13 protein-coding genes are annotated in these 19,146 nt (G+C 70.7%); 5 read left to right on the top strand and 8 right to left on the bottom strand.

The genetic code is table 11. The features are described 5' to 3' along the window. Window positions 1–22: 22 nt before the first annotated feature. Entirely contained in the window at window positions 23–2,146 is a 2,124-nt protein-coding gene (locus ABD817_RS12735; RefSeq protein ID WP_344918048.1) for an RNA polymerase sigma factor, read from the bottom strand. A 310-nt stretch (window positions 2,147–2,456) separates the two neighbouring features. Here ABD817_RS12735 and ABD817_RS12730 point away from each other — a divergent pair, with 310 nt between their 5' ends. The 4 genes from ABD817_RS12730 (at window position 2,457) to ABD817_RS12715 (ending at window position 6,130) form a co-directional block, all read left to right on the top strand. Continuing rightward, window positions 2,457–3,677 (top strand): ABC transporter ATP-binding protein, encoded by a 1,221-nt coding sequence (locus ABD817_RS12730; RefSeq protein WP_344918046.1) that lies wholly within the window; start codon window positions 2,457–2,459, stop codon window positions 3,675–3,677. After that, on the top strand, window positions 3,670–4,332 hold the full coding sequence (locus ABD817_RS12725; protein WP_344918045.1) for an ABC transporter permease: 663 nt from the start codon (window positions 3,670–3,672) through the stop codon (window positions 4,330–4,332). Before ABD817_RS12730 ends, ABD817_RS12725 begins: the two co-directional genes overlap by 8 nt. 166 nt (window positions 4,333–4,498) lie before the next feature. Then, window positions 4,499–5,170: an ABC transporter permease gene (locus ABD817_RS12720; protein WP_344918044.1), complete on the top strand. Its 672-nt coding sequence runs from the start codon at window positions 4,499–4,501 to the stop codon at window positions 5,168–5,170. A 36-nt stretch (window positions 5,171–5,206) separates the two neighbouring features. Then, window positions 5,207–6,130, top strand: a complete 924-nt coding sequence (locus ABD817_RS12715) for an ABC transporter substrate-binding protein (RefSeq protein ID WP_344918043.1) — start codon at window positions 5,207–5,209, stop codon at window positions 6,128–6,130. A gap of 57 nt (window positions 6,131–6,187) precedes the next feature. Here ABD817_RS12715 and ABD817_RS12710 read toward each other — a convergent pair whose 3' ends face one another. Next, entirely contained in the window at window positions 6,188–7,399 is a 1,212-nt protein-coding gene (locus ABD817_RS12710; RefSeq protein WP_344918042.1) for a hypothetical protein, read from the bottom strand. Window positions 7,400–7,830: 431 nt separating this feature from the next. On the opposite strand from ABD817_RS12710, the gene ABD817_RS12705 reads away from it, so the two are divergent. Next, entirely contained in the window at window positions 7,831–8,301 is a 471-nt protein-coding gene (locus tag ABD817_RS12705; RefSeq protein ID WP_344918041.1) for a flavin reductase family protein, read from the top strand. 298 nt (window positions 8,302–8,599) lie between these two features. Here ABD817_RS12705 and sppA read toward each other — a convergent pair whose 3' ends face one another. The 6 genes from sppA to ABD817_RS12675 all read right to left on the bottom strand — a co-directional run bounded on the left by sppA (window position 8,600) and on the right by ABD817_RS12675 (window position 19,102). Then, complete coding sequence (gene sppA / locus ABD817_RS12700; protein WP_344918040.1) at window positions 8,600–10,303, bottom strand: signal peptide peptidase SppA; 1,704 nt, start codon at window positions 10,301–10,303, stop codon at window positions 8,600–8,602. A gap of 226 nt (window positions 10,304–10,529) precedes the next feature. Continuing rightward, window positions 10,530–12,575: a S8 family peptidase gene (locus ABD817_RS12695; RefSeq protein ID WP_344918039.1), complete on the bottom strand. Its 2,046-nt coding sequence runs from the start codon at window positions 12,573–12,575 to the stop codon at window positions 10,530–10,532. Window positions 12,576–12,723: 148 nt separating this feature from the next. Next, a complete protein-coding gene (locus ABD817_RS12690; protein ID WP_344918038.1) occupies window positions 12,724–14,325 on the bottom strand; it encodes a glycosyl hydrolase family 18 protein in 1,602 nt (533 codons plus the stop codon). Window positions 14,326–14,611: 286 nt separating this feature from the next. After that, window positions 14,612–16,903 (bottom strand): 1,4-alpha-glucan branching protein GlgB, encoded by a 2,292-nt coding sequence (glgB, locus tag ABD817_RS12685; protein WP_344918037.1) that lies wholly within the window; start codon window positions 16,901–16,903, stop codon window positions 14,612–14,614. A 270-nt stretch (window positions 16,904–17,173) separates the two neighbouring features. Continuing rightward, on the bottom strand, window positions 17,174–18,421 hold the full coding sequence (locus tag ABD817_RS12680; protein WP_344918036.1) for a copper amine oxidase: 1,248 nt from the start codon (window positions 18,419–18,421) through the stop codon (window positions 17,174–17,176). A gap of 3 nt (window positions 18,422–18,424) precedes the next feature. Next, window positions 18,425–19,102, bottom strand: a complete 678-nt coding sequence (locus tag ABD817_RS12675; protein ID WP_344918034.1) for a hypothetical protein — start codon at window positions 19,100–19,102, stop codon at window positions 18,425–18,427. Window positions 19,103–19,146: the final 44 nt, after the last annotated feature.

Here is a 19,146-nt window from a genome sequence, read left to right as displayed (position 1 = left end):
CCGGTGGGGGCGGCGAGGAGGCTTACGGAGTGGTCATCATCGGCACCGCGAAGAAGACGATCATGGCGATCGTCACCGCGATGACGAAGCCGATCACCTCCCAGGCCCAGTCGTGGTGGACCGCGTTCTTCGTCGCCTTGTGACTGCGCGGTGGCCGGCCACTCCGGCGCCCTCGGGACGCGATCGGGCCGGAAGGGGAGGAGGCCGTCTCGTCCGCCCCGGTCTCCGCGAGCGCCGGGGGCACCGGGGGTATCGCCGCGAACCCGTTCCCGGGCATGGTCGCCGCGTCGTCCTGCGGCGCGTCGTACGGCGTCAGGGTGTGGTTCGGAGGCGCGAGGCGGGGGGCGTCGCCGGGCTCGTCCTCGCGCATGACCCAGCGGGGCAGGCGCAGCTGGGCGCGACCGGTGGGGGTGCGAAGGTGATCGGTCCTGGGGGTCCAGGTGGGCAGGGCGGTCGGAGCCTCGCGGGTCTGGGCGCCGGAGGGAGCGGCGTCCGCGAACCAGTCGACGGCGGAGGGCCGGACGGGATCGGCGTCCCGGGTGGTCCGGCCGGGGAGCGGGGGCCGGGCACGGTCCGCCGGGGGCGCGGGGCTCTCGGCCCGCGTGGCCCAGACGGGGAGCGAGAGCCGGGGGTGCTCGTCGGCGGTGGCCGCGTGCCGCCCGGCCTCTCGCGTGGGAGCGGGGGCGGAGGCGGAGGGCTGTTGGCGTTCGCGGTCGGCGAGGGCGTCGAGCTGGTCGGTCTGCAGGGGCCAGCCGGGCAGGGGACGCGCGTCGTCCAGCACGTCCCCGAGCCCGTCGTCCAGCACGTCGCCGGGGATGCCGGCGGACGGGACGACGGTGAGCGGTGTGCGAGGGGTGCCGGTGGACGGCCCCCGAGGAGGCGCGGCGAACGGGGGCCGGAAGGTCTCGGCGGAGGGCGTCCCAAGGGTTTCCGTGAAGGACGCCGGAGATGCCTCGGTAGTGTCGGTGGTCTCGGTGAACGGCGCGGGGGAGGTCTCGGCGGGGAAGAGCGGGGAGACCTTGGCGAGCGGAGTCCGGGAGGTCTCGGCGGGCGGAACCGGAGCCCGGGGCGTCTCGGAGGCCGGAGCCTCGGGCGTCTCGGCGGGTGGCGTCTCGGTGCGGGGGGCGGCGGCGACGAGCCTGTCGGTGCGGACGCGGGCCGCCCGCGCCTCCGGGGTGAGCGGGCGGAAGAAGTCTTCCCGCCCGGGGGCGTCGTCCAGCACGTCCCCGGGAATCGGCGCCGCCAGCGGCATCGCCCGGCGCGGCCGGGGACGCTGGAGGCGGCGGCGAGGCCGCAGGGCCGCGGTGTCCAGGGCGGTGAGTACCGAATCGCCGAGCTTGGGCATCGGCTGCGTGGTGGCCTCGTGCTCGGAGACGGCGTCGGGATCCCTCGGTGCGAAGGGATCGGGGAAGCGGTCGTCGGCCATGTGGTCCGGCACCGAGGGGAAGGCCGAGGCGCCGATCGGGACGCCGGTCTCCGCGAGCGGCAGCGGCCACGCGGGCGTCGTCGGCCACAGCTGTCCGAACAGCGGTGACGTCGATCGCCGGGCGGCGGGAAGGGCGGGCGGCGCCGTCGGCCCGAGCACGGCGGCGCGCAGTCTCGCCGGGGGAGTGGCCCAGGGGGCGAGGTTGAGGACGTCGCGGACCGGGGCGACGGCGAGGGCGCCGAACACCTCCGTCATGTGCTCGGGGACCTTGGCCGAGGCCAGGGCGCAGCCCAGCGACTGGGCGAAGCGGCGGCAGGCGCTCACCGTCAGCTCGTCGGCGGTGTCGACGGCCACGTCGAGCACCCAGGACAACTCGGCGGCGTTCATCTCGCACACGCCCGACAGGTACAGCACCTCGCGCTGGTGCGTGCGCAGGTCACCCAGGACGCGCTCGACGAGGGCGGCGGCCGGGTCGCGGCCGACGGGGGGCGAGTAGACGATGTCGCGCAGGAAGATCTCGCGGCGGGCGAGCGCGTACAGCGCGGCGCGCGGCGGTTCGGTGTCCGAGACACCGGAGAGGACGGCCACCAGGACGTCGGAGGCCGAGTCCGCGTCGCCCAGCTGGTCGTGGGAGTAGGCGAACAGCCCTGCTGCGTGGCGGTCGTATATCTCGGCGATCAGTTCGACGCGCGAGCGTTGACCGAGGAGCGGTTGGGTCACGGGACCGGTTCCTCTGGTGGTTCGGCGAGCGTGGTGGAGGGGCGGAGTGGCTGTGAGGCCTGTGAAACCTGTGACGTACGGTGCCGGAGGGATCGACTCCGGCAGTGTGGGTAATCATGTCAAGTCATGGGCACCTCCCGCACTACTCAATGCCCTTTTATTGAGAAATACACTTGTGGATCTGCTTCCGGGGTGGTTGGGGAAAGCCTGGAAGACAGATCGGAGAAGAGGGGCATAGGCTGGCCCACGCGGGATCATGGGGACGGTTGGGGCAGGAGGGCCGTAACCCTGCGAAAACAAGAGGTTGCGCATGATCACATTCAATGGTGTCACCAAGCGCTACGCCGACGGGACCGTCGCCGTGGACAATCTAAGCCTTGAGGTGCCGACAGGGGAGATAACCGTCTTCGTCGGTCCCTCGGGATGCGGTAAGACGACGTCCCTCCGCATGATCAACAGAATGATCGACGCCTCGGAGGGCCAGATCCTCCTGGACGGCGTCGACGTCAAGACCATCGACCCGCCGACACTGCGCCGGGGCATCGGCTACGTCATCCAGCAGGCGGGGCTCTTCCCGCACCGCAAGATCGTCGACAACGTGGCGACGGTGCCCGTCCTGCTCGGCTGGGACAAGAAGAAGGCGCGCGACCGGGCGATGGAGCTCCTCGAACGGGTCGGGCTCGATCTCAAGATGGCCGACCGCTATCCCTTCCAGCTCTCCGGCGGGCAGCAGCAGCGCGTCGGCGTGGCCCGCGCGCTCGCCGCCGACCCGCCCGTACTGCTGATGGACGAGCCGTTCAGCGCGGTCGACCCGATCGTCCGTACGAGCCTGCAGGAGGAGCTCCTGCGGCTCCAGGCCGAGCTGAACAAGACCATCGTGTTCGTCACCCACGACATCGACGAGGCCGTCAAGCTCGGCGACCGGGTGGCCGTGCTCCGCGTCGGGGGCCACCTCGCCCAGCTCGACGACCCCGCGACACTGCTGGCCCGGCCCGCCGACGACTTCGTCCGCGAGTTCCTGGGCCGCGACCGGGGCATCCGGCGGCTGTCGTTCGTCTCGGACGAGGGAGTGCGGCTCCGTACCGACCTGCTCGTGCCCGTCTCGGCCGACACCGCCTCGGCGCGTGCCATCGGAGAGCCGTGGCTGGCCGTGGTGGACGAGGAGAAACGGCCGCTGGGCTGGGCCGCCGTCAAGGACCTTCCCGAGTCGGGCACCCTCGCCGACGCGGAGCTCGCGCCGTACGGGACCTTCGTCAGCGGACGCGACTCGCTGCGCGCCGCGCTGGACGCGACGCTGCTCTCCCCGTCGGGCAACGCCGTCGCGGTGGACGGGGCGGGCAGGGCCGTGGGCGCCGCCACCCGCGAGGCCCTGGACGAGGCGCTGACCAAGGTGACGGGAAGCGTCGGGATCGCGGAGAGCGCCGGGGACGCGGAAAGCGACGGCGGACCGGCGCGGGGTGCAGGTTCCACCGGTTCCACCGACGGTCCGGCGCGGGGTGCCGACGGAGTCGCGGGAGGTGTCGATGGATGAGGAACCGCTGGTCCGCTGGGACTGGATCGGGCGCAACTGGCCCACGATCCAGGGCCTGCTCGGGGACCACATCGTGATGGCGCTGGTGCCGATCCTCATCGGGCTGGTCATCGCGCTCCCGCTCGGACTGGCCGGGGTCCGCTGGCGCTGGCTCTACCAGCCGACCGTCGGCGTCATGAACGTGATCTACTCGCTTCCCTCGCTGGCCGTCTTCATCGTGCTCATCCCGATCACCGGCCTCGCCACGCGGACGACCGTCATGGTCCCGCTCACCTTCTACGCCATGGCGGTGCTGATCCCCGCGGTCGTCGACGGGCTGAGCTCGGTCCCCGACCACGTGCGCCAGTCCGCGGTGGCCATGGGCTTCACCCCGCTGCGCAGGCTGCTCCAGGTCGAGCTGCCGATCGCGGTACCGGTCGTGCTGGCCGGGCTCAGGGTGGCCACGGTCGCCAGCGTCAGCCTGGTCAGCGTCGGCGCGCTGGTCGGCAGGGGCGGGCTCGGCTACCTGTTCATCGACGGCTGGCAACGGCAGTTCTACACCCCGATCGTCGTCGGCATCGTGCTGGTCGTGGTGCTCGCGGGGATCGCCGACCTGCTGCTGATCCTGGCGCAACGCCTGCTCACCCCGTGGTCACGGGCGAGGGGGTCCGCGTGAACCGGCCGATCGGATCGCGGATGGTCCGCGTGGAGCGGTTGATCGGGGCGTGTGTGGCCTGTGCGGAGCGGTTGATCGGGTCGCGTGCGGTCTGTGCGGAGCGGTTGATCGGATCGCGTGCGGTCTGTGCGGAGCGGTTGATCGGATCGCGGGCAGAGGAGGCCGTGTGAACTGGCTGATCGACTTCTTCGGTGACCCGGCCAACTGGTCGGGACCCGACGGGATTCCCAACCGGCTGATCGAGCACCTGGAGTTCGCCGGGCTCTCGCTGCTCCTCGCCATGCTGATCGCGATCCCGCTGGGACTGCTGATCGGCCACACCGGCAAGGGCGCGCTGCTCGTCATCCTCACCGCGAACGCGGCCCGCGCCCTGCCGACGCTCGGCCTGCTGGTCCTCATCGTCCTGTTCATGGGCGTCGGCACCATCCTGCCGGTGCTCATCCCGCTGGTGGCGCTGGCCGTGCCGCCCATCCTGGTCAACACGTACGAGGGCATCCGCGGGGTCGACCCCGACCTGCGCGACGCCGCGTACGGCATGGGCCTGCGGGGCGGACAGGTCCTGGGCCGGGTGCTGGTGCCGGTCGCGCTGCCGCTCATCCTGCTGGGCCTGCGCCTGGCCGCGATCCAGGTGGTGGCGACCGCGACCGTGGCCGCCTACGTGGGCCTGGGCGGCCTCGGCCGCTTCATCATCGACGGTCTCGCGACCAAGAACTTCCCGAGCACGATCGGCGGGGCGGTCCTCGTAGCACTGCTGGCGCTTCTCGTCCAGCTCGGGTTCACTCTGGTACAGCGCGTAACGGTCTCCCCGGGGGTGAGCGAGCGCCAGACCATCAGATAGTCTTCTTTACCCCCCGTTTTGGAAGGGAATAGCACCATGAAGCGCCTGATCAGCACCGCGGCGATCCTCCTGTCCGCGGCGCTCACACTTACCGCGTGCGGCGGCGGAGATCCGCTCACCAGCGCCTCCCCGGCTCCTGCCGAGTCCGGGTCCGCCTCCGCTCCGGCGGCCGGGGGGAAGGTCGTCATCGGGTCGGCCAACTTCCCGGAGAACGTCCTGCTCGGCGAGATCTACTCCCAGGCCCTGGCCGCCAAGGGCGTCCAGGTCGAGGAGAAGTTCAACATCGGCAGCCGCGAGGTCCTGTACGACCAGGTCAAGAGCGGCGGCCTGACCATCCTGCCGGAGTACATCGGCTCGCTCCTCGCCTTCGTCGACAACACGACCACGGCGAAGTCGAAGGACGACGTCCTCGCGGGTCTCAAGGAGAAGCTTCCCGCCGAGCTGGAGGTCCTCACCCCCGCCCCGGCCGAGGACAACAACTCGCTGACCGTCACCAAGGAGACCGCCACCAAGGACGGCCTCACCACGATCGAGGACCTGGTCAAGGTCGCCAAGAACTACTCGGTGGGCGGCCCGCCGGAGTTCCAGACCCGCCAGGAGAAGAACTTCAAGGACACGTACGGCCTGGAGTTCAAGGAGTGGAAGAAGACCGGCGACGCCACCGCCGACGCCATCAAGGACGGCACCGTCCAGGTCGGCAACGTCTTCACCACCGACCCGAAGATCATCGTCAATGACCTGGTCTCCCTCCAGGACAACAAGAGCGCCTTCGCGGCGGAGAACATCGCCCCCCTGGTCAACAAGGCGGGCGTGAACGACACCGTGAAGACCACCCTCGACGCGGTCTCCGCCAAGCTCGACACCGCCGGCCTGGTCGCGCTGATGAAGCGCGTCGCGGTCGACAAGGACGACGCCGAGCTGGTCGCCAAGGACTGGCTCACCCAGAACGCCCTGCTCTAGCTCTTCGCGGTGTTCTCATCGGAAGGCGGGTGGACATCCACCCGCCTTCCGGCGTTCTCACCGGTCGTCGTCGGACCAGTAGCGCGCCGACCGTTCGGCGGCGGACACGATGGCGGCGCCGTCGAGTTCGACGATCGTCGGTTCGATGCCGCCCAGCGGCCACTCCACGGCGAACTCGAAGTTCTCCGCCGGGGGCAGCGGCCACAGCCACAGCCCGAAATTGCTGAAGCCGAACTCGCCGCCGCGCATGCCGCCGCCGGTCGGAGACCACGACAGCGTGGGCCCGTCCGGCGGACCGCCGGACGGGGCCGTCCGCTCAAGGGTGGTGACCTTCGTGCCGTCGGCGAACCGCACGCCCAGCCGCAACAGCGAGTCCGGCGGGCCGCCGCGCCCGGCCGTCTGGCCGAACGGGGCCCCGGCCATCCGCAGATACCACCAGTCCTCGGCGGACAGGCCACCCTGCCTGGAGACGACCTCCACCTCCAGCAGGCAGCCGGTGCCGAAGACCCGGATCGTCGGCAGCAGCACCACGACGTTCGCACTCCGGGCCACCACCCGCTCGACCGCGAGCACGGCCCCGGCCTCCAGGGAGGGGGGAGCCGACCAGGGCGGGAGCTCGGGGCGGCCGAGGGAGGGTTCCCGCTCCGCCGGCACGGGCTCGAAGAACATCGTTTCACGGTATCGCACGTCTGTTCGCGCGGAAAGGTTGTTCGGGCCCGCCCACCTATTCCGAGAGCTCGTCAGCAATGGCGGGATGATACGTGGAAGGAGCGCGCCGGCCATGAGGGCCAACTCCAGCACAAGCAGAAGCAGTGCGGTCCAGAGCCCGAGACGCACGTCCGAGTAATATCCCGGTTCATGGACGATGGACAACCCTTCCTGAAGATTTTTTCCTAGCTCCTCCTCGACCGTGGGGGGATTGGCCAGGCTGTGGGGAGAATCTTCGGCGGTAATCACGATCACGCCTTTGGATGAATCTCCGGACGCCGGGATAATCCACCACTGCCACGCCACGAGAAGAATGCCGAGGGCGACGAAGGCAAGCGCGGCGGGCCGGGAGGCTCTGTCGGCGCTACCGCGCAGGCGAACGCACCACAGCACCGCGGCGGCCACTCCCAGCAGCACCGCGACCGACCAGGCGGTGGAAGCCTGCCAGGCGTTCGCCGTCACCTGCGCGGTGGGCTTTTCGGTCCAGCCCCCGACAGCCACGGTGATACCGAACCACTCCCAGAAACTCACCACGAGCAGCAGCCCCGCGACCCCGAGCACGCACACCTCGCGAAGTCCCCGCCGTGAAGCATCAAGATCATATGACATAGAGGGCAATTCAACACCAAGCGTGAGCGTCAAGAGGGGGAATGCGATAAAGAGGGAGGAGCCTGATCCGTGGGGTTTCGGCGCCGGTTCACACAGGTGGGCTTTCCAGAGGCTTCCGTCTTTCGTTGAAGGTGAAGCTGTTTTTTCTCGCGACCATTCGGTGGCTCAGCGCTACGCCGGTCCGTCAGGTGAGTCCGAACCGGATGACGGTTCCGGTGGAATTCCCGGCGGGGGGTGAATTCAGGTGAGTTCATTCGACAGGCGCGACCCCTCGGCCGCCGGGAACCTCTGAGGTGCCGGGGTCCGGTGGGGAGATCATGGCCGTGTCCGGTCGAGGTGCAGCCGAGGGCAGGGCGACCGGCCGGTTCCGGGATGATGTCCGCATGAACGAGTTCGTCGAGTCCATGGCCCAGGTGACGACCGGTGTGACGGTCGTCACGGTGAAGGACGGGCGCGACGACGTGGGGGTGACGGTCGCCACCTTCACCTCGCTGTCGCTGGACCCGCCGCTGGTGATGGTGAGCCTGGACAACACCGGATACCTCAACGAGCTGCTGCTCCGGTACGACCGATGGGCCGCCAGCGTGCTGTCGGCGGGGCAGAAGGCGATCGCCAGCCGCTTCGCCACCGCGGGCCGTCCCGGTGCCAGGTTGCTGCTCGCGGGAACGCCGCACCACCGGGGCGCGCTGAGCGAGGCCCTCGTCGTGGACGGCGGGGTCACCGCGCTGGAGGCCGAGACGGTCAAGGTCGTCCCGGCCGGGGACCACACGCTGTTCATCGCCAAGGTCCTGGGGGTCGACTACGTCGACACGTCCGTTCTGCCGCTGGCCCGCTATCGGAGCCGCTACCGCTGATCCGTCCGGCAGGACGCCGCCTTCCCTTCGTCCGGAAGGGAAGGCCATTCGCCCGGAAGGGACGGCCCTTCTCGTGGGAGGCGCACCGCTACGGGAAGAGTCGCCTGACCCGGGCGGTCGTACCGACGAGGGTTCCGCGTCCGGGTGGCCGTGCCGACGAGGGGCCCGCGTTCGGGGGCCCTTCCGACGAGGACTCCGCGTTCGGGTGGTCTTCTCGCCGGGGGCTTCGTGTGAGGCCGCCGCGCCGGACGTGCCGTCCGGACGCGGTGGCCTCACCGAGGAACGCGGGAAGGCACGGTCAGCGGATCGTCCACTGGCCCGGGAGCATCAGCGGCCCGTACGACGGCAGGCCCAGCTCGCCCGCCAGGTGGGCGATCGGGCCCCACGCCTCCAGGCGGACCTGGGCCATGGCGGCGGTTTTGTCCTCGCTGGACTCCGCGGGACGCAGCCGCTCCAGGGGGTTGAGCTTGGGATAGACGCGTACGGGGGCGTCGACGGGCAGCCCGGCCCTCTTGCGGGCCAGGGCGAGGGCGTCCTCCAGGCCGCCGAGCTCGTCGACGAGACCGCCCTCCAGGGCGTCCGCTCCGGTCCAGACCCGGCCCTTGGCCAGCTCGTGGGCGCGCTCGCGGGACAGGCCGCGACCCTCGGCGACCTTGTTCACGAAGTCGTCGTAGACCCGGTCGAGCCAGGCGTTGACCCGCGCCCACTGGGCTTCGGAGAAGGCGTTGGTGGGGGAGAACATCCCGGCGTTGGCGCCCTCGCCGACGGTCTCCGAGGAGACGCCGATCTTCTCCAGCAGCCCGCCGATCACCGCCTTGCCACCGAACACGCCGATGGAGCCGGTGAGCGTGCCCGGCTGGGCCACGATCACGTCGGCGGCCATCGAGACCATGTAACCACCGGAGGCGGCCAGGTCGCCCATCGAGATCACGATGGGCTTGCCCGCCTTGCGGGTGAGCACGACCTCGCGCCAGATGGCGTCGGAGGCCACGTACGAGCCACCGGGGCTGTCGACCCGGAAGACGACGGCCTTGACGTTGTCGTCGCGACGGGCGGCGCGCAGCGCGGCGCAGATGGTGTCGGAGCCCATGGCGCCCCCGCCGCCCAGCGGGCTGCGACCGCTGCGGCCGAGCCGGATCGCCCCGTTGCCTCGGACCAGCGCGACGGTCTGCTCGCCGGGGTGCGGGAGCCTCCTCGCGGACAGCGCCTTGGCGTAGCGGCCGACGTACAGCAGCAGCGCGCTGTCGCCCACGGACTTCTTGACCTCGTCGTAGACCTCGTCGCGGTAGGCCAGCCGGTCGACGAGCCCGGCCTCGACGGCCTCGGCGCCGATGAACGGGCCCTGGTCGATGAGCTCGCGCACCCTGGCCGGTTCGAGCCCGCGCCCCTCGGCGATCCCGGCCACGACCTGTTCGGTGACCGACTCGGTGATGCGGCCCATCGACTCGCGGTGGGCCTCGGTCATGTGGTCCTTGGTGAAGGTGTTGGCGGCCGTCTTGTACTCGTGCCGCTGGCCGATCTGGTACTCGACGCCGAGCTTGCCCAGCGCGCCGCGCAGGAAGCGCTGCTCCATCGCGACGCCGGTCAGCCCGACGTCGCCGGACGGCTGGAGGTAGACCCGCTCGAAGGCGCTGCCCAGGTAGTAGGGGACGGTGCCCGCGCCGAACTCGCCGAAGGTCTCGGCGAAGGCGACGGTCAGCTTGCCCGAGGCCCGGAAGTGGATGACGGCCTGGCGAAGCTCCTGGACGATCGCGAGGCCCAGCGGCTGGGTGCCGATCTTGACGATCAGCGCCTTGACCCGGTCGTCCTTCCTGGCGCGCTTGAGCCCGGCCAGCACGTCGGTCAGGCTCGTCTTGCGCATCGCCATGATGGCGCTCAGCGGATCCGCCGGAGGACTGCCGTCGGTCAGGCCCTCGGTGAGGTCGAGCTCGAGAACCAGGGGAGCGGTACGCCGCTGCTTGAACCGGTCGACACTGTCGATGATCACCTTGGTCGCGTCCATGCCCCTCACCCTAAGCGACACATACCGGGCTTATGCGGTTCGGTGGGGTTCACCTGCCTTCCGGCCTCTGAAGGCTCGCGCCCCCGGGCCGTGACCAGCGGCACGACCGTGAGCGGCCACCGCCCCCGGAGGCTCGCGCGACCGTGAGCGGCCACGTGCCTTCCGGCTCCCGGGGGCCGTACGACCCCCGGGGCCCATATGGCGCCCACACAGCGCCACACAGCGCCTACGCGGTCCGGCGGGCGTTCACCTGCTGCTTGAGCATCGAGGTGGACGCGGCGGGGGAGGCGCCCTTCAGGCGTGCCTTCTCCACCGAGGTGAGGACCGTCTTCAGCGTGGTCTTCTCCGTGATCTTCGCGGTGAAGTTCACGCCGCCGTTCGCCCAGTTCAGCCAGGCGGCCAGCAGTTCGCTCTCCAGCTTCGCCTTCGCCGTCTTCTTGGCGGGCTTGAGCACCCGGTACGCGCCGCCCAGGGTGGAGGCTGGCGTGACCTCGGCGAAGACCTTGCTGGCCTTGGTCACCAGGCCGAGGTAGCAGCCGAGCGTCGCGTCCGTGATCTTCCCCTTGCCCCGGGTGACCTCGACCGCCCACTGCGCGGCGCTCAGCGTCCTCGTGGACTTGCCGCGCGTGCACACCGCGGGCGCCGCCGTCGAGGGGGTCGGGGGGACGGTCACGGTCACGGTGATCGTCACCGTCGGCAGCGGGACCGGCGTCGGCACCGGGTCGCTCGGGGTGGCCGACGGGGAGGGGCCCGAGCTGGGTTCGGGGCTGGGTTCCTCGGAGGGCTCCTCCGAGGGGTCCTCGTTCGGGTCGTCGGAGCCGGAGGGGGGATCCTCGGGGGCGGGGGGATTCTGGGTGACGGGGGGACCGGGGGTGCCCCCGGCGAGCGCGGCGTTCAGGTCGAGACGCGGGGTGGTCACCTCGCCGTAGGTGATCGGGCGGCCCGCCTTCTCGAGCTGCTCGGCCATCGCGTCCGGGGTGCCCGGGGTCTTCTGGGCCACCAGCGCCAGGGCGCCGGTGACGAACGGGGTGGACATCGAGGTCCCGCTGTAGACCTGGTGGCCGCCGCCGGGCACCGCGGAGTCGATCTCAAGACCGGGGGCGAAGAGGTCGAGCACGGAGCCGTGGTTGGACCAGGGGGCGACGCTGTCGTCGTCGCCCGTCGCGCCCACCGTCACCGGCCCCGAGAAGCAGCCGGGAGCCCCGGCGCCGGGTACGCCCTCGTTCCCCGCGGCGGCCACGACGGCGACGCCCTTGGCGCGAAGGTCGTCGATCCGGCCCTTCATCGCCGCCAGTTCGGGTTCGGCGTCGCACGCTCCCTCGTAGAGGCCGCCGCCGAGGCTGAGGTTCACCGCGGCGACGTTCCTGCCGCCCTCCTTGAGCTTCGCGACGTGCTCCAGGGCGAGCAGGATCGTGGACTCGAACGCGGTCAGGCAGACCCCGCCCTCGTCGTCGCAGTCGTTGAGCCTGCTGAAGACCTGGATCGCCACGATGTCCGCGTCGGGCGCGACGGCGTGGGCGATCCCCGCCACGTGGGTGCCGTGGTCACACAGGTTGACCCCCTCGTGGACGCAGGCGGGGGTCTTCGCGTCGGCGGATCCCGGGTCGCTCGTCTGCCCGTTGGGGCACAGGGACTGCGCGCCCTCGTCCGTCGCGGAGAAGCAGACCTGCTCCACGACCTTGCCCCCGAAGTCGGGGTGGGCGGCGTCGATCCCGGTGTCGATGATCGCGATCGTCTGGCCCTGGCCCTTGGTCCCGGCGGCGTGCGCCTTGTCCGCGCCGATCACCTGCAAACTCGTGGCCAGCGAGCCCGCCGAGCTCAGGGATTCCAGCGACGTGGAGGAGTACGTGCGGTCGCGGCGGATGGAGAGGACGCGCGGGTCCTCGGCCAGCTTGGCGAGCGACTCACCGGTGCCCTCGACCACGATGAACGAGGTGTCCGCGGGTTCGAGGACGACCTCGGCGTCGGGCAGCTGCCGCGCCTCCCCGGCCACCGGCGCCGCCTCCGCGGGGGCCGCCAGCTCGACGATGACCCGGGCCCCGTCGTCGTCGGCGGCGAGTCCCGCCTCCAGCTTCGGCAGCGGAGTGGCCGGAGCCGGTGTGGCGGCGGGTGTCTCCTGGCCGCCCGTCTCCCCGGTTCCGTCGCCCGGGGTCGCCGGTGGGCTCTCGCTCGCGGAGACCGCTGGAGGCGCCGGTGGGTCCTCGGCGAGGGCGGGTACCGCGGGTGCGATGGTGAGAACCAACGCCATGGCCACGACAGCTCGAAGTCGCACACGTCCTCCGGGGGGATCAAACGGGCGTTTCGGAGTCTAAGCAGCCGTCTGCGCCGCGTGAATACTTTGCCCCACATTTGGAGGATCTTCGGAGAAAAGCTCGACCCCCCGCGGCGTAGCGCACACGGGGGGCCGAGTGGTCGAAATATTACTTGAGGCCGTTGGAGATGGCGGTGATCAGCTCACCGTTGGTGGTGTCGCCGCTGGTCTCCCAGAAGAACGCCCCGCCCAGACCCTGGTTCTTGGCGTAGGTCATCTTCCCGGTGATGGTGGCGGGGGTGTCGTAGCTCCACCAGTTGCCGTTGCAGAAGGCGTAGGCGGTGCCGCCGACGGTGCCGGTGGGCGGGCACTTGGTCTTGAGGACCTTGTAGTCCTCGATCCCGGCCTCGTAGGTGCCCTGGGCCGCGCCGGTGGCGGAACCGCCCGGGGCCGCCTGGGTCACGCCGGTCCAGCCTCGGCCGTAGAAGCCGATGCCCAGCAGCAGCTTGCTGGCCGGGATGCCCTTGGACTTGAACTTCTGGATCGCCGCGTCGGAGTTGAAGCCCGCCGTCGGGATGCCCGCGTAGGAGGTGAGGGGCGAGTGCGGAGCCGTCGGGCCCTGAGCGTTGAACGCGCCGAAGTAGTCGTACGTCATCGGCATGAGCCAGTTCAGGTTGTTGATGGCACCCGCGTAGTCGGCGACGTCGATCTTGCCGCCGTTGGAGCCGTCGGCCGTGGTCGCCGCGGTGACGAGGGCGTTGGGGCCGAACTTGGCGCGCAGCGCGGAGATGATGTTCTTGAAGGCGTTCGGGCCGCTGCTGTCACAGGTCAGGCCACAGGCGTTGGGGTACTCCCAGTCGACGTCGATGCCGTCGAACACGTCGGCCCAGCGCGGGTCCTCGACCAGGTTGTAGCAGGAGTCGGCGAACGCGGCCGGGTTCTGCGCGGCCTGGGTGAAGCCGCCGGACCAGGTCCAGCCGCCGAAGGACCAGATGACCTTGATGTTCGGGTAGGCCTTCTTCAGCTTGCGGAGCTGGTTGAAGCTGCCGCGCAGCGGCTGGTCCCAGGTGTCGGCCACGCCGTCGACGCTGTCGGCCGCGGTGTAGGCCTTCTCGTAGTCGGCGTAGGAGTCACCGATGGTGCACCGGCCGCCGGTGGTGTTGCCGAAGGCGTACAGGATGTGCGTCAGCTTCGACGCGGAGCCGTTCGTGACCAGGTTCTTCACGTGGAAGTTGCGGGCGTAGACGCCCCACTGGGTGAAGTATCCGACGATCTTCTTGCCGCCGGGAGGCTGGACGGTGGGGGTGACCGTCGGGGTCGGGGTCGGGGTTGGCGTGGGGGTGACCGTGGGCGTCGGGGTGGGGGTCGGGTTCGTGGGGCCGCCGGTGCAGGCGGCGCCGTTGAGCTTGCAGTTCAGCACGCTGGTAATGCCACCGGGCGCGCCGTTGAAACCGAAGCTCGTCGAGGCGCCCGCGGCGAGCGCGCCGTTCCACGCCTTGTTGACGAAGGTGTAGTGGTTGCCGCTCTTCGTCAGGTCGGCGTCCCAGGACGAGCTGATCGAGGTGCCGGCGGGGAGATCGAACTCGACCTTCCAGTTGGTCAGCGCGCTCGTCCCGGCCTTCACGACGACCTTGCCCTCGAAGCCGGAGCCCCAGTTCGAAGTCGTCGAGTAGGTCGCGGTGGCGGGTGTGGCGGCCGTCGCCGTGCCGATCCCCAGGGGAACCAGCAGCGCCGCTGCCGCAATGAAGGAGCCGATGGTAATTCGTCGCAAGGGTCGCTCCAGGTCAGAGAGTGCCAAGTCCCCGTATTCATAGGAAAGTTTCCTATTAGTTTCCAGAGCGTAGGTTCTCGTACGCCGACGGTCAATGCCTCGTTCGTGGATATAAGGCCGATTTAAGGTTTTCGGCTGGCCGGGTGGCGGCGCGGGTGCCGGAAGCATAGAGCGCGAAACGGGCCGGTCGCGTTGATCACGCGACCGGCCCGTTTCGGCCTGGTCCGCTGGGGAGAGTCCGGCGGCCCGGTCGGGCCCGGTCCGCGCGGGAGAGGCGACGGCTCGGTCAGGCCGTTTCGGCCTCCCTGCGCTCGCCCGGCCCGTCGGCCGCGGGCGCCTCCCGCACGATCTCCAGCCGCTCCCGTACGATCTCCTGCTCCGCGGCCTGGACGATCTCCACCGCGCGCTCGTCCGCGGCGGGTGCGAGCGCGCCCGGGTGGCGCAGCCAGAGGGTGCCCAGGGGCGGGACGCGCAGGGTGGCGGAGTACGGGAGACCGTGGCGAGGCTCCTCGGTCGCCTCGATGGTGCCGAGGTTGCCCACACCGCTACCCCAGTAGTCGTAGGCGTCGGTGTTGAGCACCTCCTCCCACGCGCCGGGGAAGGGCAGGCCGAGGCGGTAGTCCTCGTGCGGCGCGCCGGAGAGGTTGGCCACGCACGCCACCACCGAGCCGTCCTCGGCGTAGCGCAGGAAGGAGAACGCGTTACCCTGCGCGTCGTCGGCGTCGATCCAGCGGAAGCCGTCGGGGGAGGCGTCCACACTCCACAGGGCCGGAGACTCCCGGTAGACCCGGTTGAGGTCGCGGACCAGCCGCTGCACCCCCCGGTGCCCCTCGAAGTCGAGCACCCACCAGTCGAGCCCGCGCTCCTCCGACCACTCCGAGCCCTGGCCGAACTCGCCGCCCATGAACAGCAGCTGCTTGCCGGGATGGGCCCACATGAAGGCGAACAGCGCCCGCAGGTTCGCGAACCGCTGCCACTCGTCGCCGGGCATCTTGCCGAGCAGCGACCCCTTGCCGTGCACCACCTCGTCGTGCGAGAGCGGCAGCACGAAGTTCTCCGAGTACGCGTACATCAGCGAGAACGTCATCTGGTGGTGGTGGTACTGGCGGAAGACCGGCTCGTGTTTGAGGTACGCGAGCGTGTCGTGCATCCAGCCCATGTTCCACTTGAACCCGAAGCCGAGCCCGCCCAGGTGCACCGGACGGGAGACGCCCGGCCACGCGGTCGACTCCTCGGCGACGGTGACGATGCCCGGCGCCTCCCGGTAGGCGACCGCGTTCATCTCCTTGAGGAACGCGACCGCGTCGAGGTTCTCCCTGCCGCCGTACTCGTTGGGCGTCCACTCGCCCTCGCGCCGCGAGTAGTCGAGGTAGAGCATCGAGGCGACCGCGTCGACGCGCAGCCCGTCGACGTGGAACTCACGCAGCCAGTACACCGCGTTGGCGACCAGGAAGTTGCGCACCTCCCTGCGGCCGAAGTCGAAGATGTAGGTGCCCCACTCGGGGTGCTCGCCCCGCCCGGGGTCGGCGTGCTCGTACAGCGGGGTGCCGTCGAACCTGGCCAGCGCCCAGTCGTCCATCGGGAAGTGCGCGGGCACCCAGTCGACCAGCACCCCGATGCCCGCCGCGTGCAGGCTGTCGACCAGGTGGCGGAAGTCGTCGGGGGAGCCGAAACGGGACGTCGGGGCGTAGTAGGACGTCACCTGGTAACCCCAGGAGCCGCCGAACGGGTGCTCGGCCACCGGCATCAGCTCCACGTGCGTGAACCCCATGTCCACCACGTAGTCGACCAGCTCGACGGCGAGTTCCCGGTACGACAGGCCGGGCCGCCACGAGCCGAGGTGCACCTCGTAGACGCTCATCGCCTCCCGCAGGGCGTCACCGTCCGCGCGGCGCCGCATCCACTCGTCGTCCCGCCAGGCGTACTCCGACCTCTCGATCACCGACGCGGTCGCGGGCGGCAGCTCGGTGCGCCGGGCCATCGGGTCGGCCTTGGCCCGCCAGACCCCGTCCGCGCCCAGGACGCTGAACTTGTAGCGGTCGCCGGGGCCGAGACCGGGGACGAAGAGCTCCCACACGCCCGACCTGCCGAGCGAGCGCATGGGGTACGCGCCGCCGTCCCAGTGGTTGAAGTCGCCGATGACCCGGACGCCGCGGGCGTTGGGCGCCCACACGGCGAAGGCCGTGCCGTCCACGTCCTCGTGCCGCATGACCCGCGCGCCGAGGACCTCCCAGAGCCGCTCGTGGCGCCCCTCGCCGATGAGGTGCAGGTCCACCTCGCCCAGGGTGGGCCAGTGCCGGTAGGGGTCGGTGGTCTCGTACGGCTCGGCGTCGGCGTAGGTGATCCGGAGCCGGTAGTCGGGGATCTTGTCGACTCCGGGCAGGGTCACCGCGAACACACCGTGGGCCACGTGGCTCATGTCGTGGGCCCTGCCGTCCACGAGCGCCTGGACCTTCCGCGCCAGCGGGCGCAGCGTCCGGATCGTCACGCCCTCGGGACCCAGGTGCGCCCCGAGGATCGAGTGCGGATCATGGTGCGCTCCGCCCGCGAGCCGGTCCAGGTCCTGGTGCGCGTTCATGGCTCACTCCCGTAGATCGATAGCCCCTACCTTGCCCTAATCGGGTGACCGAACCCATGCCCATGTCCGCTATCACCATGCGTGTTCGGAAAACGTGCGGATCTGAGCGAGACAAAAGTCACGATTGTCGGGTATGTGGGGGCTCCATCACAACACCGTTCGCCGACCGTATCCGATCATGGGCGGCGTCGTACGCGGGTTCCGGCCGGTGCCGGGCGACCGCGTCGCCGGGCCCACCGGGAACGGCCGGGAACGGCGGGAAACGGCCGGTCAGTACGGGTTCTTGGCGGTGACGTCGCGGGGGGTGATGCGGAACCCCTGCCAGTGGCTCGGCATGGGGTCGGCGTCCTCGTCGCGGGGGACGTGGTGGAAGCCGACGTTGACCCACAGGACCGGGTCGGCGAGCCGCTCCCCGTTGACGTAGCGGTCGACGGACCTGGCGCACCGGGGGGACGGGTTCACCGTCGCGAGGCGCTCGCAGGAGCGGTAGTCGGTGACGTAGAGATCGGCCCGGGTGAAGGCCTCGTCGGCGGGACCCCGGTACTGGGCGGTGTCGGAGTTGTTGATCTCCCAGGAGACGCGGTGTCCGTCGGCGTTGCGCACCTTCCTGTCGACCACCCGCCACCAGCGCATCGGCCTGCTGACGGACTTGGCCTCCGCCGCGAACGCCGTCCGCTGGATCTTCCGGCTCGCGGTGCCGGAGCCGCTGAAGTCGTACTGCTCCACGACGTCGTCCGCCCGGCCCGCCACGTCGAAGTCCAGGCGCCAGAAGATGTTGTGGGTGTGGCTCGCCTCGAACCCGCTCTGGCCCACCCCGATGGGCCAGCCGTGCTCGGGCGTGGTGGTGAACCCGGCCAGCGAGCCGGTGGCCCCCACGCGCGGGGTGATCGCGCCGTCGTCGGAGAAGGCCCATTCGGCCAGGTAGGTGTACCAGCCGACCTGGAAGGCGGCGAACACCACCAGGTCACGCCCCTGCGCCGTCACGTTCAGCTGGTCGGGGAGCGCCTTCAGGTGCGCGTGGCCGCGCGCCCTGGTCGTCACGCAGACGAACTGCTCGCGGCGCTCGCCGAGCGGGCAGTCGGCGGCCCGCAGCGGGATGGCGGTGTAGCCCAGCGACCCGATGTCGTGGTAGCGGGGCCGGCCCCTGTCGTACGGCACGTGGATCTGGGCCAGCGAGGTGCTGCGCAGCACGGTGATCGGCCGCTGGCCCCTCGGGGTGTAGACGATCCTGGTCAGGGTGAGGCCCTCGACGTTGCGCATCTCCCAGCAGAGCTGCCAGCGCGCCCCGTTGGGCAGGGTCTTGTCGACGCGGTACGGCGCGTTGCAGGGAGCCGCCGGAGGCCGCGCGGCGGTCCCCGGCGCCGTCGCCTCCGCTGTGGCGCGGGGTGGTGGAGGCGCGCTGGACGACGTCGACGACATGGGCGGCGGCAGCGGCGGTATGGGCGCGCCGGGTGCGGAGGGCGGTGCGGCGAGCCCTCCGGCGAGCAGGGCGCAGGAGAGGGTGAGGCGGAGGAACACGGGCTACCACTCCAGGGTGTGGATCTTCTTGGCGGACAGGTCGACGACCATCCGGCTGGTGTCCAGCCAGGTGCCGTCGGGCAGCCGGACGAACAGCCGCAGGCACCGGTGGACCTCGCACTCCCGGGCGGGCCCGCTCTCACCGGACGGGACGAAGATCAACCCGCGCAGCCCCAGCTCCGCCGCCGACCTCAGCGACCCGCCCCCGGCCTTGGCGTACGCCTCGCGCACGGTCTTGCCGTATCCCGGGTGGGAGAGCAGGAGTCCGGCGGCCGTCGTCTCCTCCTCCTTGGAGGGCGGTGGCTGCACCCCCCGCGCCACGGTCTCCCGTACGACCTCGCCCCGGCCGAGGTCGACGGTCCGCACGATGAGCCTGTCACTGCCGTAGTCGTAGAGGTACGCATCGGCGCGGCGGCGGTCGGGGGAGGAGTCCTTGTCGTCGTCGCGCTCCACGTAGAGCAGCTTGATCCGCCCGGCGGCCAGGTGCGATCTGGACCCCGCAGAGGCGATCGTGGTGGCCTGGGCGACCTCCTGGCCGGTCAGCGGGTCCTCCAGCGCGGGCACCCGCAGGATGGACCCCGCGGCCCGCGACCCCTGCTCGCCGGAGACGAACAGCGCCGCCCCGGCGACGACGGCCACCCCCGCCCCCGCGACCGCCATCATCATCAGTCTTCGCCCCATGAGCGCCCTCTTTACTCACCGTTGACTTTTCCCTGCGAAGAGTA

This window comes from Streptosporangium oxazolinicum (genome assembly GCF_039537505.1).
Lineage (GTDB): Bacteria > Actinomycetota > Actinomycetes > Streptosporangiales > Streptosporangiaceae > Streptosporangium > Streptosporangium oxazolinicum.
The sequence above is the reverse complement of the archived record's forward strand: the minus strand, read 5'-3'. Positions and strand labels throughout refer to the sequence as shown.